This window comes from Nocardiopsis sp. NPDC007018, assembly GCF_040635075.1.
In the GTDB taxonomy this organism is placed as follows: domain Bacteria; phylum Actinomycetota; class Actinomycetes; order Streptosporangiales; family Streptosporangiaceae; genus Nocardiopsis.
The window spans coordinates 31,684-47,611 of sequence record NZ_JBEYHA010000022.1; the positions used below are offsets into that span (position 1 = coordinate 31,684).

The 15,928-nt window shown below is 72.1% G+C and carries 13 protein-coding genes and 1 pseudogene; 10 read left to right on the plus strand and 4 right to left on the minus strand.

The genetic code is table 11. The features are described 5' to 3' along the window. Positions 1-72: 72 nt before the first annotated feature. The 4 genes from ABZ635_RS14665 to ABZ635_RS14680 all read left to right on the plus strand — a co-directional run bounded on the left by ABZ635_RS14665 (position 73) and on the right by ABZ635_RS14680 (position 5,944). Positions 73-1,704 (plus strand): acyl-CoA dehydrogenase family protein, encoded by a 1,632-nt coding sequence (locus tag ABZ635_RS14665; protein ID WP_357764354.1) that lies wholly within the window; start codon positions 73-75, stop codon positions 1,702-1,704. Positions 1,705-1,910: 206 nt separating this feature from the next. Continuing rightward, entirely contained in the window at positions 1,911-4,055 is a 2,145-nt protein-coding gene (gene glgX / locus ABZ635_RS14670; RefSeq protein ID WP_357764356.1) for a glycogen debranching protein GlgX, read from the plus strand. Between the two features lie 130 nt (positions 4,056-4,185). Next, positions 4,186-4,989, plus strand: coding sequence for a pyrimidine reductase family protein (locus ABZ635_RS14675; RefSeq protein ID WP_357764359.1), 804 nt, complete (start codon positions 4,186-4,188; stop codon positions 4,987-4,989). A gap of 166 nt (positions 4,990-5,155) precedes the next feature. Next, positions 5,156-5,944 carry a GntR family transcriptional regulator gene (locus tag ABZ635_RS14680; protein ID WP_357764362.1) on the plus strand — a complete coding sequence of 263 codons (789 nt, stop codon included), beginning with the start codon at positions 5,156-5,158 and terminating at the stop codon, positions 5,942-5,944. Positions 5,945-6,248: 304 nt separating this feature from the next. Here ABZ635_RS14680 and ABZ635_RS14685 read toward each other — a convergent pair. Further along, positions 6,249-6,623: pseudogene (locus tag ABZ635_RS14685) on the minus strand (hypothetical protein); the annotation flags it as partial. A 261-nt stretch (positions 6,624-6,884) separates the two neighbouring features. On the opposite strand from ABZ635_RS14685, the gene msrB reads away from it, so the two are divergent. From msrB to ABZ635_RS14700, 3 genes are all read left to right on the plus strand, one after another. Next, entirely contained in the window at positions 6,885-7,331 is a 447-nt protein-coding gene (gene msrB / locus ABZ635_RS14690) for a peptide-methionine (R)-S-oxide reductase MsrB (RefSeq protein ID WP_357764365.1), read from the plus strand. A gap of 256 nt (positions 7,332-7,587) precedes the next feature. Continuing rightward, positions 7,588-8,256 (plus strand): phosphatidylserine decarboxylase, encoded by a 669-nt coding sequence (locus tag ABZ635_RS14695; RefSeq protein WP_357764368.1) that lies wholly within the window; start codon positions 7,588-7,590, stop codon positions 8,254-8,256. Continuing rightward, positions 8,243-9,055, plus strand: a complete 813-nt coding sequence (locus tag ABZ635_RS14700) for a CDP-alcohol phosphatidyltransferase family protein (protein WP_357764371.1) — start codon at positions 8,243-8,245, stop codon at positions 9,053-9,055. Before ABZ635_RS14695 ends, ABZ635_RS14700 begins: the two co-directional genes overlap by 14 nt. A gap of 68 nt (positions 9,056-9,123) precedes the next feature. Here the strand turns inward: ABZ635_RS14700 and hemQ are convergent, their stop codons facing one another. Next, the gene (gene hemQ, locus ABZ635_RS14705; RefSeq protein WP_357764373.1) at positions 9,124-9,834 is read right to left on the minus strand and encodes a hydrogen peroxide-dependent heme synthase; all 711 of its coding nucleotides are present in this window, start codon (positions 9,832-9,834) and stop codon (positions 9,124-9,126) included. Then, the gene (gene hemG, locus ABZ635_RS14710) at positions 9,831-11,318 is read right to left on the minus strand and encodes a protoporphyrinogen oxidase (RefSeq protein WP_357764376.1); all 1,488 of its coding nucleotides are present in this window, start codon (positions 11,316-11,318) and stop codon (positions 9,831-9,833) included. The genes hemQ and hemG overlap by 4 nt, the downstream gene beginning before the upstream one ends. Positions 11,319-11,433: 115 nt before the next feature. Here hemG and ABZ635_RS14715 point away from each other — a divergent pair, with 115 nt between their 5' ends. Continuing rightward, positions 11,434-12,489, plus strand: coding sequence for a DUF4349 domain-containing protein (locus ABZ635_RS14715; protein WP_357764378.1), 1,056 nt, complete (start codon positions 11,434-11,436; stop codon positions 12,487-12,489). An 85-nt stretch (positions 12,490-12,574) separates the two neighbouring features. Here ABZ635_RS14715 and hemE read toward each other — a convergent pair whose 3' ends face one another. Continuing rightward, entirely contained in the window at positions 12,575-13,606 is a 1,032-nt protein-coding gene (gene hemE / locus ABZ635_RS14720) for a uroporphyrinogen decarboxylase (protein ID WP_357764381.1), read from the minus strand. Between the two features lie 290 nt (positions 13,607-13,896). Between hemE and ABZ635_RS14725 the strand changes: the two genes are divergently transcribed. Then, entirely contained in the window at positions 13,897-14,472 is a 576-nt protein-coding gene (locus tag ABZ635_RS14725) for a DUF3000 domain-containing protein (RefSeq protein ID WP_357764384.1), read from the plus strand. A 127-nt stretch (positions 14,473-14,599) separates the two neighbouring features. Next, complete coding sequence (locus ABZ635_RS14730) at positions 14,600-15,847, plus strand: ribonuclease D (protein ID WP_357764470.1); 1,248 nt, start codon at positions 14,600-14,602, stop codon at positions 15,845-15,847. Positions 15,848-15,928: the final 81 nt, after the last annotated feature.

Below are 15,928 nucleotides of genomic sequence, written 5' to 3' on the forward strand. Positions count from 1 at the left end.
GGTTCGGTCGGGTGTTCCCGGCGGGGATAGGATTCCGGCACCCGCCCACCCCGAACCAGGATCGGAGCCGGAATGCCCGACACACACGAAGTGTTCAACCAGGCCACTCCGCTCGGCGACCACAGCGCCGCCGACGACCCCGCCCTTCTGGAGGGCCTGCGCCGCGAGGGCGCGGGATGGGCCGAGGCGGACGTGCGCGAGGTCGGCGACGCCGCGGGCTCGGAGCGGGTGCGCGCGTGGGGCGAGGCCGCCAACTCCTACCCTCCGGTCCTGCGCACCCACGACCGCTACGGCCACCGAGTGGACGAGGTCGACTACCAGCCCGCGTACCACGTGCTCATGGACCAGGCCGTGGAGCACGGGCTGCACGCCGCCCCCTGGGCCGACGACCGCGAGGGCGCCCACGTGGCCCGTGCGGCCAAGTTCTTCCTCTGGTCGCAGGCGGAGAGCGGCCACGGCTGCCCGATCTCCATGACCTACGCCTCCGTGCCCGCCCTGCGCCACTCCCCCGAGCTGGCCGAGCGGTACGAACCGCTGCTCACCGCGCGCACCTACGACTTCGGCCTGCGGTCGCCGCTCACCAAGCGCGGCCTGCTCGCGGGCATGTCGATGACCGAGAAGCAGGGCGGCTCCGACGTACGCGCCAACACCACGCGCGCCGTGGCCACCGCCGAGGGCCACCACCTGCTGACCGGGCACAAGTGGTTCACCTCCGCCCCCATGAGCGACGTGTTCCTCACCCTGGCGCGGGCCCCCGAGGGGCTGACCTGTTTCCTGGTTCCTCGCGTGCTGCCCGACGGCTCCCGGAACCGGATGTTCGTCCAGCGGTTGAAGGACAAGCTCGGCAACCGGTCCAACGCCTCCGCCGAACTGGAGTACGACGGCGCGGTGGCCCATGTGGTCGGCGAACCCGGCCGGGGCGTGCCCACCATCATCGAGATGGTCAACAGCACCCGGTTGGACTGCGTGATCGGTTCCGCCTCGGGCATGCGCGCCGCCGTGGTGCAGGCCCTCCACCACGCGGAGACCAGGAGCGCCTTCGGCCGTGCGCTGGTCGATCAACCGCTGATGCGCAACGTCCTGGCCGACCTGGCCCTGGAGTCGGAGGCCGCCACGGCCCTCATGACGCGCCTGGCCGGGGCGGTGGACCGCGCGGTACGCGGCGACGAGGGCGAGGCCGCCTTCCGCCGCCTGGGCGTGGCCGTGGGCAAGTTCTGGGTGACCAAGCGCCAGCCGGCGCACGCGGCCGAGGCCCTGGAGTGCCTGGGCGGCAACGGGTACGTGGAGGAGTCGGGCATGCCGCGGCTGTTCCGGGACTCCCCGCTCAACTCCATCTGGGAGGGGTCGGGCAACGTCGCCGCGCTGGACGTGCTGCGGGCGATGGCGAGGGCCCCGGAGTCCGTGGAGGCCTTCCTCGCCGAGCTCGACACCGCCGCCGGGTCCGACGACCACTACGACGACGCCCTGAAGCGGCTGTCCGGTGTCCTGGCCGACCCCGAGGAGGCCCAGTACCGGGCCCGTGCGGTCGTGGAGCTGATGGCGCTGACCCTCCAGGCGTCGGTGTTGCTGCGCCACGCTCCCACACCGGTGGCGGAGGCGTTCACCGCGTCCCGGCTGGGCGGCGAGTGGGGGCACGTGTTCGGGACCCTGCCCCGGGGCGTGGACACGGACCTGATCCTGGACCGGGCCCGCCCCCGGCGCTGAACTCGAGCCCGGGTGCCACGGGACCTCCCACCCTTTTCCCTTTCCCTTCCATTGACTGCACAAAAGCCGCAGAAAACGCGGAACGGGCGGCCGGGAACGAACATCGGCCCAGTTCGGCATACTTCCGCGGCCGAAGCGGAAGAAAGAAGTCGTCACCATCGAAAATCGCCCTTACGGGCCCCGAAACCTAGAGACTGACGACGCCTATGGTGGAAGTCTGGCCCGGTAGTTCCTATCCGCTCGGTGCGACCTACGACGGTTCCGGAACCAATTTCTCACTCTTCTCCGAGGCCGCCGAACAGGTGGTGCTGTGCCTGTTCGACGACGACGGCGAGGAGACCCGCGTACCACTGGCCGAGTACGACGGCTTCGTGTGGCACGGGTACCTGCCCGGGATCGGCCCCGGGCAACGGTACGGGTACCGCGTGCACGGCCCGTACGCACCCGAGCAGGGGCTGCGCTGCAATCCGAACAAGCTCCTCACCGACCCCTACGCGAAGGCGCTCGACGGCGACCTGACCTGGCACGAGTCGCTGTTCAGCTACCACTTCGCCGACCCGGCCCGCAAGAACACGGCCGACAGCGCCGAACACGTACCCAAGTGCGTGGTGGTCAGCCCGTTCTTCGACTGGGGCAACGAGAAGCGTCCCAACACCCCGTACCACCAGACGGTGATCTACGAGACGCACGTGCGCGGGCTGACGATGCGCCACCCCGCCGTGCCCGAACACCAGAGGGGGACCTACTCGGGCCTGGCCCACCCCGAGGTCATCGGCTACCTCACCTCGTTGGGGGTGACCGCGGTCGAGCTGATGCCGGTCCACCACTTCGTGCCCGAGCACGCGATGGTGGCCCGGGGGCTCACCAACTACTGGGGCTACAACACCCTGGCCTTCCTGGCCCCGCACAGCGGGTACGCGGCACGCGGTTCGCGCGGGCAGCAGGTGCAGGAGTTCAAGGCCATGGTGAAGTCGCTGCACGAGGCGGGCATCGAGGTGCTCCTCGACGTGGTCTACAACCACACCGCCGAGGGCGACCACATGGGCCCCACCCTGTCCTGGCGGGGTATCGACAACCTGGGGTACTACCGGGTCAGCGACGAGGACCAGCGCTACTACCTCGACTACACCGGGTGCGGGAACAGCCTGAACGTGCGCCACCCGCACTCGTTGCAGCTCATCATGGACTCCCTGCGGTACTGGGTCCTGGAGATGCACGTGGACGGGTTCCGCTTCGACCTCGCCTCCGCCCTGGCCCGCGAGTTCCACGACGTCGACCGGCTCAGCACCTTCTTCGACATCGTGCAGCAGGACCCGGTGATCTCGCAGGTGAAGCTGATCGCCGAGCCCTGGGACGTGGGTCCGGGCGGCTACCAGGTGGGCAACTTCCCACCTCTGTGGACCGAGTGGAACGGCAAGTACCGCGACACCGTCCGCGACTTCTGGCGCGGCGAGCCGGTCAAGGGCGAACTGGCCTCGCGCCTGGCCGGTTCCAGCGACCTGTACCAGGACGACGGCCGCAGACCGGTGGCCTCGATCAACTTCATCACCTGCCACGACGGTTTCACCATGGCCGACCTGGTCTCCTACAACGACAAGCACAACGAGGCCAACGGCGAGAACAACCGGGACGGAACCGACGACAACCGCTCCTGGAACCACGGGGTGGAGGGCCCCACCGAGGACTCCGCGATCCTGGCCCTGCGCCGCAGGCAGGTCCGCAACTACCTCACCACCCTGTACCTGTCGCAGGGGGTGGTGATGCTCTCGCACGGCGACGAGATAGGGCGCACCCAGGGCGGCAACAACAACGCCTACTGCCAGGACAACGAGATCGCCTGGATCGACTGGGAGGGAGCGGGACTCACCGGCGATTACCCGGGCAACGACCTGCTGGAGTACGTGCGCGAGCTGGCGCGGCTGCGCCGGGAGCACCCGGTGTTCCGGCGCCGCCGCTTCTTCCAGGGCGGCCCGGTGGGGGGCGCACGCGCGGGGTCGGGCGGCCTGCCGGACATCTCGTGGCTGCGCCCGGACGGGTCGACGATGGAGGGCGCCGACTGGAACAGCGGCGAGCGTGCGCTGGGGGTGTTCCTCAACGGGGACGCCATCACCGAACCCGACGAGCACGGGCGCCGTATCCGCGACGGCTCCTTCGTCCTCCTGCTCAACAGCGGCCCGGAGGCCGTGGAGTTCAAACTTCCCGGCACCGAGTACGGCATGGCGTGGGAGACCGTACTGGACACCGCTGATCCGGACGTACGGGAGCGTCCTTTCGTCACGGCGGGCGGCCCCTTGCGGGTGATCGACCGCGCCATGACGCTGTTGCGGCGGGCCTCGCACCGAGGCGGCTGACCGGCGGGGGCGCCGCGAACACCGCTCCCCACGGCGGTGGGGTCCGTGGGGAGCGCGAGGGGCCGGGGACCCGCCACGGGCCCCCGGCCCTGCGCCGCCCCGGAGTGCCGCACCCCTAACCTGGGTGACCATGTCGAGTACACACCGCCAGGGCTCAGCGCCCGAACCCCTCCGCTTCCGCGAACTCCTACCCGTCCCCGGTGCCGAGGACATCGACCTGGCGGAGGCCTACGCCTACCCGTTGGGCCTGGACCGGCCCTGGCTGCGCGCCAACATGGTGGCCAGCGCCGACGGCGGCGCGATCGGTCCCTCGGGACGCAGCCGCGACCTGTCCTCGGACCCGGACCGCAGGGTCATGGGGGTGCTCCGGGGCCTGTGCGACGTCGTCCTGGTCGGGGCCGCCACCGCGCGCAAGGAGGGCTACCGTCCGGTGCGGCCGCGCGAGGTGTGGGCGGACCTGCGCGAGGGACGCCCCGCCACGCCCCGTGTCGCGGTCGTGTCGCGCTCCCTGGAGCTCGACGCCGAACTTCTCACCGGCGCCCCCGACGACGCCCGCACGATCGTGTTCACCGTCGCGGACGCCCCCGCCGCGCTCCGGCGGTCCGTGGCCGAGCACGCCGACCTCGTGGTGGTCGACGGGGTCTCGGTGACCCCGGAGCACGTCGTGAACGCCCTGGCCGAACGCGGCCTGTACCGGGTTCTGACCGAGGGGGGTCCGCACCTGCTGGCCGAGTTCGTCGCGGCGGGCCTGCTGGACGAACTCTGCCTGACGGTGAGCCCGCACCTGTTGGGCGCCGGGTCGCCCCGGATCGTCGCCGGCGGCCCGGGAACACCCGGCGGACTGGAGCACGCCTCCGCCCTGAACACGCCCGTGCGGTTGGCGCGCCTCCTGGAGTCCGGGGGCCACCTGTTCACCCGCTACCTGCGCGACTAGGCGGCCGCACGGGTCCTCCCCATAACCGCTCGGTTTCGGCCGCCCCACAATGACGCATGAACCATCCCGCAACCGGACATACCCGTGGTGTGCCTTCCACGGAAGGCGCTGCGAATGGACACACCGCATCGGCGGGGCTCACCGGTGTGGTCCCCTGGGCGAGAGGATGAACGTGGTGCCGACGTCCGAAAACGGGTCCCCTCCCGTCTACCGGGAGATAGCCGAGGAGCTACGGGGACAGATCCGCTCCGGACGGTACGCCGACGGCGACCGCCTGCCCGGGGAGAACACCCTCATGGAGCGACACGGGGTCGCCCGGGCGACCGCCCGGCAGGCCCTGTCCGTCCTCATCAACGAGGGCCTGGCGGTGGCCGTGCGCGGGTCGGGCGTCTACGTGCGGGCGTTCCGACCGCTGCGCCGCCACGGGGCCCGGCGCCTGTCCAAGGAGCTGTGGGGAGCCGGACGGGCCATCTGGCAGACCGACGGCGACACGCGCGGGTACGAGGTGGAGGGCCTGGTCGTGGACGAGGTGACCCCCGGGGACCACGTCCTGCGGGCCCTCGGCCTGACAGCCGGCTCCACGGTGGTGCGGCGTTCCCGGCGCTACCTCGTGGACGGCCAACCGGTGCAGAGCGCCGTCTCCCACCTGTCCCCGCACCTGTGGGCGGGGCGGGAGGACTCCCCCGCCGCCCTGCGCATCCGCGCCGACGACACCGGCCCCGGGGGCGTCTACGCGCGGCTCGCGGAGCTCGGCCACGCCCCGGCCCACTTCACCGAGGAGATCCGCGTGCGCATGCCCACCCCCGAGGAGGCGGTGGAGCTGGCCCTGGGTCCGGGGACGCCCGTCCTGGAGGTCGCGCGCACCGCGCTGACCGCCGGACACCGGCCCGTGGAGTTCAACGAGATCACCATGGACGGTGCGGCGTACGTGCTGCAGTACGACTTCGACGCCTGACCGGGGGCCCTCGACCGGCCCGGGCCCTCTCCTCGTCTCCGGCCGGAAACGACGAGAGGGGTGCCCGTCCGGGCACCCCTCCTCCGCCGACGGACCGGCCTGGCCCCGCCGGTCGCTACCTCGGCACGCCCGCATCCGAACTCCGCGCGCTGGTCACCTCACCCGGAACCTCCGTGAACTGGCCCTCCACCCTCGGACGCACCACGCGGACGGCGGGCCCCTCCGAGGCCTCCCCGAACTCCCCGTGCCCGTGCGGGCGGTCGCGTTCGGCTTCCCGCCCCTGCCCTTCGGACGTGTTCCGGGGACGGCCCCGACGCGAGGCGAAGACCAGGTACGACAACGGGAGGAGGGCGAGTCCCACGGCGACGGCGCCCGCCGCCGCGAAGAACATGGCGTTGGACGACGTCATCGCCCACTGCGCCATGCCCATGCCCAACACGACCGCCACCGCCAGGGCGCCGACGGCGATCGCCGTCACCAGCCCGAACAGCTTGCGGTCCCCCCAGGGTTCCGGACGCGCGTACTCGATCCCGGCGACGGTGGACCGCAGACTGAGCTCGGCGGCCCAGAGCAGCTCCCGACCCACCGCGGCGGCACCGTCCCCGACGGTCCTCGCCCTCGACCGGGTGCCCGCGGTGGCCTGGCTCAGCCACCACAGGCCGTAACGCATCCTGCCCACGCGCAGAGGTCGTCTGTTCACTCCGAGTGCCCGTTCAGCCGTAACAGCCATGTCACCTGCCCCAGTGCACCTCGATCGCTGACCCCTCCATGAGCCCGTACCCGTGCGCTCGGACACCGAACGTCATGGAAGGTGAAGTTAGGGGTATGTGGCGCTTAAGGATGATTTACCTTGTGCGTTGGCATGCGTGACGAAGGTCCGATTTCTTCACTCCGTGTCCCGTGGCAGCACCGGAGCGCGTTTCCGGGTAGCGTCGTCACCATGGCTGACGCATCGGACCAGGCACCGGACACCAACGGCGGGGAGTCCCGCGACTTTCCCCGAACCGATCAGGAGTGGCGCGAGCGCCTCGACGAGCAGGAGTACGCCGTGCTCCGCCTGTCGGGCACCGAGCGCGCCTGGACCGGCGCCTACGTCGACACCACGACCACCGGTGTCTACCGCTGCCGGGGGTGCGGGAGCGTGCTCTTCCGCTCCGACGAGAAGTTCGACTCCCACTGCGGGTGGCCGAGCTTCTTCGACCCGGCCGACTCCGACGCCGTGACCCTGCACGAGGACGCCTCGCTCGGAATGGTGCGCACCGAGGTGCGATGCGCCACCTGCCACTCCCACCTGGGTCACGTCTTCCGAGGGGAGGGGTATGCCACCCCCACGGACGCCCGGTACTGCATCAACTCCGTCGCCCTCACCCTGGAGCCCTCGGAATAGTCGACATGGCATCCTGGTGAAGGGCCCTCCCTCCCACCGGGACGGACCAGGTCCCGAGCCGGACCGATCCCCGTTGCCTCGGGATCGGCGATAATCTCACCAGCGCACCGACGTTCGGCCAGAAGTCGACCGGAGGGCGCGCGCGGCGGGCCCCACCCGGTGACCGCGCACACGCGAACCCGGCCACCGCCGGGTTCACCCCTCACAGCGGTACCCGATGTGCGGGCGACCGACCGACCCGCGACGAAAGCTCTCGATGACCGACGACTCACCCACCTCCTCCGTCTCCCCTCGGCCCCCGGCCAGGCCACGCCTGGGCATGGCCCAGGGTTCGGCCCCCTGGCTGGTCCCGGCGCTCGGTGCGGCGGGAGCCGCCGCCCTGCTCGCCCGTCGATCCCGGGTCGGGGCCGTCGCCGCCGTACCGGTGGTCGCCCTGGCCGCGGGTATGACCTGGTTCTTCCGGGACCCCAACCGTGGTCCGGCGACCGGTCGGGTGCTGTCCGCGGCCGACGGCGTCGTCCAGAGCCTCGACCCCCAGCCCGACGGGCGCATCAGGGTCGCGGTGTTCATGAACCCCCTCAACGTGCACGTCAACCGTGCCCCCCTCGCCGGAGTCGTGACCGGCGTCGAGCACCGCCCCGGGGGCTTCCGCCCCGCCTTCGACAAGGACAGCGAGCGTAATGAGCGCGTCATCTGGACCCTTGAAACCGAGATCGGTGAGATCACGGTCGTTCAAATCGCCGGCGCGATGGTCCGGCGTATCGTCCCGTATCTCGCTGCGGGGCAGAAGGTCGAGCAAGGCGAGAGGATCGGCCTCATCCGGTTCGGGTCACGCGTCGACGTCTACCTTCCGCGTGGGATCGCCCCGGCGGTGGAGGTCGGCCAGAAGGTCCGCGCCGGAGAAACCCGTCTTGACGCCGACTGAGGCCGTCCCCGCCGCGCGGACCGCCTCCGACACTCCCGGAGAGGCGCCCCGGCTCCGCCTCGGGGTCGCCGACTACCTGACGCTGGGCAACGCCCTGTGCGGGTTCCTCGCGGTGTGGGCGCTGGCCACGGCGCAGGCCGCGCACGTGGCGGGCGGCGCGGCCGGTCCCCTGCCGAAGTCCGCGATGGCCACGGCCGTGGGGCTGTTGATGGTCGCGGCCACCCTCGACGTCCTCGACGGCAGGGTCGCCCGCAAGCTGGGCGGCAGCGGTATGGGCGCCGAACTGGACAACCTCGCCGACGTGATCAGCTTCGGGTTCGCCCCGGCGTTCTTCTTCGTGGTGTGGGGCACCGTCTCGGGCGGCTCCGGGCTGCTGCCGGTGGTGGCGGGCGGCGCTGTGCTGCTCGCCGTGATCGTCCGGCTGGCGCGGTTCTCGTGCCAGGCCCCCGACGCGAACTACTTCACCGGGCTGCCGTGCCCGTTCGGCGCCATGGCCGTGGTGACGATCGTGCTGCTGGACCCGCCGCTGCTGGCCGGGGCCGGGGCCGTACTCCTCGTCTCCTGGCTGATGGTCAGCCGGATGGAGTACCCCAAGCCGCGCGGCAGGCGTGTCTACGCGGTGCTGGGCATGCTCGCCACGGGCGTGGCCTTCATCGCCGCCTGGGGTCTGGGCCTGCCCGCCGGTGAGGCGCTGATCTACCTCATGAGCGCCCTGGTCCTGCTCACCATCGTCTCGCTGCCCTTCTACGTGGTCGCCACCCGCCGCGCGGTGCCGCCGCCCGCTCCGCACGCCGAGTAGCCCTCCCAGGAGGACGAGGACGGCCCCCCACCGATCGGTGCGGGGGCCGTCCTCGTCCTCGGCACCGCCTACGGCAGGGAGGCGACCAGCTCGGCCACGCTCTTGCGCCGCCCGGTGTAGAAGGGCAGTTCCTCACGGGTGTGCAGGCGGGCCTTGGCACCGCGCAGGTGACGCATGAGGTCCACGATGCGGTACAGCTCGTCGGCCTCGAAGGCCAGCAGCCACTCGTAGTCGTTCAGGCCGAACGAGGAGACCGTGTTGGCCCGCACGTCCGGGTACGGGGCCGCCATACGGCCGTGCTCGGCGAGCATGGCGCGGCGCTCGTCGTCGGGCAGCAGGTACCACTCGTAGGAGCGCACGAACGGGTACACGCAGACGTTGTCCCGCGGCTCCTCCCCCGCCAGGAAGGCGGGCACGTGGCCCCGGTTGAACTCGGCCGGGCGGTGCAGGCCCATGACCGACCACACCGGCGTGCTGGCGCGGCCGACCCGGGTGCGCCGGAAGTCGGAGTAGACGCCCTGGAGCTGTTCGGGGGTGTCGGCGACCCACCAGAACATGAGGTCGGCGTCGGCCCGGAAGCCCTGGACGTCGTAGCTGCCCCGTGTGGTCACGCCCTGCTCCTCGGCCTTGTCGAGCAGGCCCTGGAGCTCCTCGGCGGCCGAGGCCCGGTCCACGCCCTCCAGGTCGTCGACCCGGAAGACCGACCACATGGTGTAGCGGATGAGTTGGTTGAGGTCGGTGCCGTCCTGGGCGACGGCCTGGTTCTGCTGCCCCGTCACGGGTTGACTCCTTGCTGGTTCGTTCCGGCGGCGCTCTGGTCGCCGCCGCTGGTACGGCTGTGGTCGGTGAGGGTGTCGGCCAGGCGTGCGGCCTCGCGGCCCGCGTCGGCGACGCACGCGGGGATGCCCACGCCCCCGTAGGCGGCGCCGCACACGCCCAGCCCGGGATGGCGCCGCACGTCGGCGCGGAGGCGTTCGACCCGGTCGGCGTGGCCGACCGCGTACTGCGGCAGGCCGTCGGCCCACCGCGTCACCCTGGTCTCCACCGGAGTCCCGCGCACGCCGGTGACGTGCGCCAGGTCGGCGAGCGCGGTCGCGGCCAGGTCGTCGTCGGAGCGGCTCAGCGCCCCCGTGTCGCCGAACCGGCCGATGGAGCAGCGCAGGACCAGAAGGTCCTCCCCCGGGTTGACCCTATCCAGCTCACGGGCCAGCCAGGGCCACTTGTTGCTGGAGAACGTGGCGGCCTTGATGGTGAGCCCCTCCCCCGCCGGTACCAGGAATCCGGTTCCGGTGAGCGGTCGGGAGAAGGCGGAGGCGGGCAGGGCGAGGGTCACCAGCGCCATGCTGGCGTACTCGATCCGGCGCAGCTCCCGGGTGGCGTCGGGCGCGGTGTCGGCGAGCAGGCGGGCGGCCTCGGCGGCGGGGCAGGCCAGCAGGACCGCGTCGCAGTCGATCGCCTCCCCCCTGGAAGCGTCGTCCGCGCCCTCCAGGCGCACTCTCCAGCCCGAGGGGAGCCGCTCGAGGGAGTGGGCCCGGGTCCCCGTGCGCAGGTCCTCCTGGCGCGCCGCGAGGGCGTCCACGAGGGAGGCGACCCCGCCGCGCAGGGAGGCGAAGACCGGCCCGGAGCTGGTGGGGGCGGCTCCGCGACCCCGCAGACTCGTGCGCACGGCGCTCATCAGGGAGCGGTCCCGCCGGGCCATGGGGGCGATCTGCGGCAGCGTCGAGTCCAGGGAGAGTTCGTCGGCCCTTCCCGCGTAGACGCCCCCCAGGAGGGGTTCGACCAGCCGGTCCACCACCTGGCGCCCCATCCGGGCTCCGACGTAGGCGGCCACCGGCACGTCGGAGCGCACCGGGGTGCGCGGCCACACCAGGTCGAGGGCGGCGCGCAGCGTCCCGGCCGGGGAGAGGACCCCGCTGCGGGCCAGCGCGCCCAGGTCGCCGGGCACGCCCATGAGCTGGCCCTTGGGCAGCGGGCGAACCCGCCCGCGGCTGTAGATGGCCGCGCCTCCGGAACCGGGGTGCACCACACGGTCGTCGAGGCCGAGCTCGGTGAACAGGTCCAGGGCCTCGGGACGGCGGGCGAGCACCGCCTCGGCACCGGCGTCGACCGACACTCCGGCCACGGGTGAGGCCCGGAGCTTGCCCCCCGGGGCGTCGGCGGCCTCCACCACCGTGGTGGCGACCCCCCGGCCGTTGAGGCGGTGCGCGGCGGTGAGGCCGGAGACGCCGCCCCCGATCACGACGACATGCGGTGCTTCAGGCATGCCACCAGCTTCCCAGATGCCGCGGGTCACAGTGATCCGACCGCCCCGAAGGGGCCGTTGCGGTCCCGTTATCCGGCGGCGGAAACGGCGCCCGCTCGGGGCACGTCGAACCGGCATGGACACTTCAGCGTTGACACCGTCCCGCGGGGCGCGCACCACGGGTCTGGCCGTCGCCTCCGGGTTGGCCGTCCTGCTGTTGGCCTCCTGCGGGGCCTCCTCCAACAGCGGTGCCGTGCCGGACTCCGTCGGTGCGGCCGCGCCCGAACGGCAGGCGGTCGCCGAGTCGGGGGCCGAGTTCTCGGCCGAGGGGGCCGCCGCCGACACCGACCCGGCCGAGGGCGGTTCCGTCGGATCGGAAGTGGAGGTGGGCGAGCGACAGCTGGTCCACACCGCCGACATGACCGTGCGCGTCGACGACGTCGCCGAGGCCTCCGACCTGGCGAAGCGACACACACTGGACCTCGGCGGCTATGTGGAGTCCGAGAGCCTGTCCACGCCCCGGGACGACCACCCCGAGGGCCTGCTGACCCTGCGCGTGCCCAGCGAGGACTACGAGGACGCGTTGGAGGAGCTGGCCGCCCTGGGCGACCGCTCCATGCTGGACCGGAACGTGCTGGACGTCACCGAGGAGGTGGCCGACGTCGAGAGCCGGGTCGCGTCGTCCGAGACCGCCGTGGAGACCCTGCGCGGCTACCTGGAGCAGGCCGAGGACGTCGACGACCTGCTGCGCGTGGAGAGTGAGCTCCAGCGCCGCCAGGAGGAGCTGGAGGCGCTCCAGGCCCGGCAGCGGGTGCTGGAGAACCAGACCTCGTTCTCGACGGTGCGCCTCACCCTCCAACCCCCCGCCACCTACCTGGAGGAACCGGTCCGGGACTCGGTCGGGTTCCTGGGCGGCCTCGAACGCGGGTGGCGCGCGCTGGTCGGCCTGGGGCAGGGGCTGGCCGTGGCCGCGGGGTGGCTGCTGCCCTTCGCCGTGGTGGTCGCCGTGCTCGGCGCCTGGCCTCTGTGGGTCTGGCGCGGGCGGCGCCGGGCCCGCCGAGCCGAGTCGGCGGAGCCCGTCACGAGCGGGACGGAGCCGGTGCCGGAGACGAAGGGGCGGGAGGAGTCCGAGGAAGCCGCACCGGAGGACGGCCCGGAGGAGTCGCCGCAGGACGCCTCGGAGCGACCGTGACCCGACGCCCCGCGCACACGCGCCGGGGCCCGGCACCCGCCACGGGTGCCGGGCCCCGGCGCGTGCGGAGCCGACCGAAGGGGTCCTAAGAGGAAGTCTCCTCGTGCACGAAGGCGGTGAGCCGTTCGAGCATGGTCGGGTCGGTGGTGGGCAGCACGCCGTGGCCGAGGTTGAAGATGTGGCCGTCGGCGGCGCGGCCCCGGGCGAGGATGTCGCGCGTGCGGTCGGCGACCACCTCCCAGGGCGCGAAGAGGGTGGCCGGGTCCAGGTTGCCCTGGAGCGCCGTGCCCGGCTGGACCCGCTGGACGGCCTTGTCCAGGGGCACCCGCCAGTCCACGCCCACCACGTCGGCCCCGGCCTCGCTGAGCAGGCTCAGCAGCTCGCCGGTGCCCACGCCGAAGTGGATGCGCGGCACCTCGTACTCGGTCAGCTGTCCGAAGATCCACGAGGTGTAGGGCAGCACGGAGGCACGGTAGTCCTCGGCGCTGAGCGCCCCGACCCAGGAGTCGAAGAGCTGGACCGCGCTGGCCCCCGCCTCGATCTGGACCTTCAGGAAGCCCAGGGTGATGGTGGCCAGGCGGCGCATGAGCTCGTCCCACAGCTCGGGCTCGCCGTACATCAGCGCCTTGGTGTGCTCGTGGTTCTTCGACGGCCCGCCCTCGATGAGGTAGGAGGCCAGCGTGAACGGGGCTCCCGCGAAGCCGATCAGCGGCTTGTCGCCGAGCTCGCCCAGGAGCTGGCCGACCGCCTCGGTCACGTACGGGACGTCGCCGGGTTCGAGCTCGCGCAGGCGCTTGATCCCGCCCGCGTCACGGATCGGCTCCTCGACCACGGGGCCCACGCCCGGCTTGATGTCCAGGTCGATGCCGATGGCCTTGAGCGGCACCACGATGTCGCTGAAGAAGATCGCGGCGTCCACGTCGTAGCGGCGGACCGGCTGCATCGTGATCTCGGTGATCATGTCGGGTCGCGCACACGCCTCAAGCATCGGCACGTCGGCACGGACCCGTCGGTACTCGGGCAGGGAGCGCCCGGCCTGGCGCATGAACCACACCGGTGTGTGGGACACCGGGAGGCGCCGGCAGGCGCGAAGGAAGGGAGATTCTTGAAGCGTCACCCTTGAATCGTGCCATGCCCGTCCCGGTGGTCTCACTCGGATCGCCGAACCCGGGGGGCGGCGACCGCGGAACGATCCGGTCCGGGCGGGGCGAAGCGGACCGGGACGGGCGTCCGGGCGGTCCCAAGATCATCACAAAACACCGACACGCCGGGGGAACTGCGGCCCGGCGCGGTTCCGCCGTGCCACGGTCGGTTCCGTGCCCACCATCACACCATCGGCGGGGCACGTCCCCGACGCACCCCGCCAGGACGCGTGATCACCACCAAACGAAGGCTGACGTTTCCACCATGCCCGATGTCGGTAGCGCCGAGAACGCTCAAGAGACGTTCCGGCGAGCGGTCGAGGCCCTGCGCTCTCCCCTCATCCGCCCCGAGATCACCGTTCGGGAGATCCCCTCACCCCAGCGGCTGGCTCCCCACACAGCCGCCGTGTCCGCCGAGGTCGCGGTCCAGGGCGAGGAGATCGCCTGGGGGCGGCTGATCCTGCTGTACGACCCCGAGGGCACCCGCGACTGGCCCGGCCCCTTCCGCGTGGTCTGCCAGGCCAACTCCGAACTGGAGTCGGAGATCGCGACCGATCCCCTGCTGGGGCCGGTCGCGTGGAGCTGGCTCACCGACGCGCTGGAGGCCCACGGCGCCACCCACCACACCCTGAGCGGAACGGTCACCCGGGCCACCACCGAGGGGTTCGGCACCAAGGCGCACGAGGGTGCCACCACGGAGGTCGAGATGCGCGCCTCGTGGACTCCGGAGTCCGAGGACCTGTCCGGGCACATGAACGCCTGGCTGGCCCTGCTGGCCTCGGCCTCGGGGCTGCCTCCGCTCGACGTCGCCGACATCACACGGCAACGCTCACGCCCCTGACCCGCGCGCGGACGCTCTCCGCGCCCCGGCCCGGGGCGCGGGGAGCCGGTATCACCCGCCGATCCCGAAACGGCCCGTATCTGCGTTCGGTGGCGACAGCGCATACCGTAGTGGTGTGGCGAACGCGTTGAACTCCAAGACAGACCCCCGCGAACCCGACGACGACGCGGAGAGGGCGCCCCTCCTACGGGAACCGCGCGAGGGCCTGCCCGAGGTCACCTCCGACGCGGACGCGCTCGCCGGGGTCATAGCCGCCCTGAGGGCGGGCACGGGTCCCGTCGCCGTGGACGCCGAACGCGCCTCGGGCTACCGGTACGGGCAGCGCGCCTACCTGGTGCAGTTGCGTCGGGAGGGTTCCGGGTCGGCGCTGGTCGACCCGATCGCCTGCCCCGACCTGAGCGGGGTGAACGAGGCCGTGGGCGACACCGAGGTGGTGCTGCACGCCGCCCACCAGGACCTCCCCTGCCTGACCGAGGTCCACCTGCGCCCCCAGCGGCTGTTCGACACGGAGCTGGCGGGGAGGCTGCTGGGCTACCAGCGGGTCGGACTCGGGTTCATGGTGGAGCGCCTGCTGGACGTGCGCCTGGCCAAGGAGCACTCGGCGGTGGACTGGTCGCAGCGGCCCCTGCCCGAAGACTGGCTCCGGTACGCCGCACTGGACGTGGAGATCCTCATCGAGCTGCGGAACTCGTTGGAGACGGAGCTGACCGAGGCCGGAAAGCTGGAGTGGGCCCGCGAGGAGTTCGAGTCCGTGCTGGCCGCCCCGCCCAAGGAGCCCCGCGCCGACCCGTGGCGCCGCACCTCCGGCATACACAAGGTGCGCAACCAGCGTGCGCTGGCCGCCGTGCGCGAGCTCTGGTACGAGCGCGACCGCATCGCCCAGGAGCGTGACATCTCGCCGGGCAGGGTGCTCCCGGACGCGGCGATCGTGGAGGCGGCGACGACCATGCCGCGCGGTACGACGGACCTGACCAAGATCCGCCAGTTCGGGATCAAGTTGGCGCGCCGGTACGTGACCACGTGGATCAAGGCGATCAACCGGGCCCGGGACATGCCCCAGGCGGAGCTGCCGCGCCCCAACGCCCCCGGGGACGGGCCGCCCCCGGTGAACCGCTGGGCCGACCGCGCGCCCGAGGCCGCGCGACGCCTGGAGGCGGCGCGGGCGACCGTGACGCGGATCGCCGAGGACGTCGTGATGCCGACGGAGAACCTTCTGCTGCCGGACGCCGTCAGAAGGTTGGCGTGGGCCCCGCCGACGACCGTGGACCCGGACTCGGTGGGTGAGTTCCTGAGGTCGAGGGGCGCGCGGAACTGGCAGATCGGTCTCACGGCGGAACCGCTGGCCACAGCGTTGCGGGACGCCGAAAAAGGGTGATCCCTACCCTCTTCATCCACTTTGAACCCAGACGTGACTGAACTCACCCCAACACAGGGGCGGTTCACGCCTGTTCCATAG

Excerpts from the sequence above, each read along its gene's own strand:
- ABZ635_RS14725 (WP_357764384.1), top strand. The coding sequence starts at position 13,897 with ATGCCCGATGTCGGTAGCGCCGAGAACGCTCAAGAGACGTTCCGGCGA.
- ABZ635_RS14665 (WP_357764354.1), top strand. The coding sequence starts at position 73 with ATGCCCGACACACACGAAGTGTTCAACCAGGCCACTCCGCTCGGCGAC.
- msrB (WP_357764365.1), top strand. The coding sequence starts at position 6,885 with ATGGCTGACGCATCGGACCAGGCACCGGACACCAACGGCGGGGAGTCC.
- ABZ635_RS14695 (WP_357764368.1), top strand. The coding sequence starts at position 7,588 with ATGACCGACGACTCACCCACCTCCTCCGTCTCCCCTCGGCCCCCGGCC.
- ABZ635_RS14680 (WP_357764362.1), top strand. The coding sequence starts at position 5,156 with ATGAACGTGGTGCCGACGTCCGAAAACGGGTCCCCTCCCGTCTACCGG.
- ABZ635_RS14675 (WP_357764359.1), top strand. The coding sequence starts at position 4,186 with ATGTCGAGTACACACCGCCAGGGCTCAGCGCCCGAACCCCTCCGCTTC.
- hemG (WP_357764376.1), bottom strand. The coding sequence starts at position 11,318 with ATGCCTGAAGCACCGCATGTCGTCGTGATCGGGGGCGGCGTCTCCGGC.
- glgX (WP_357764356.1), top strand. The coding sequence starts at position 1,911 with ATGGTGGAAGTCTGGCCCGGTAGTTCCTATCCGCTCGGTGCGACCTAC.
- ABZ635_RS14715 (WP_357764378.1), top strand. The coding sequence starts at position 11,434 with ATGGACACTTCAGCGTTGACACCGTCCCGCGGGGCGCGCACCACGGGT.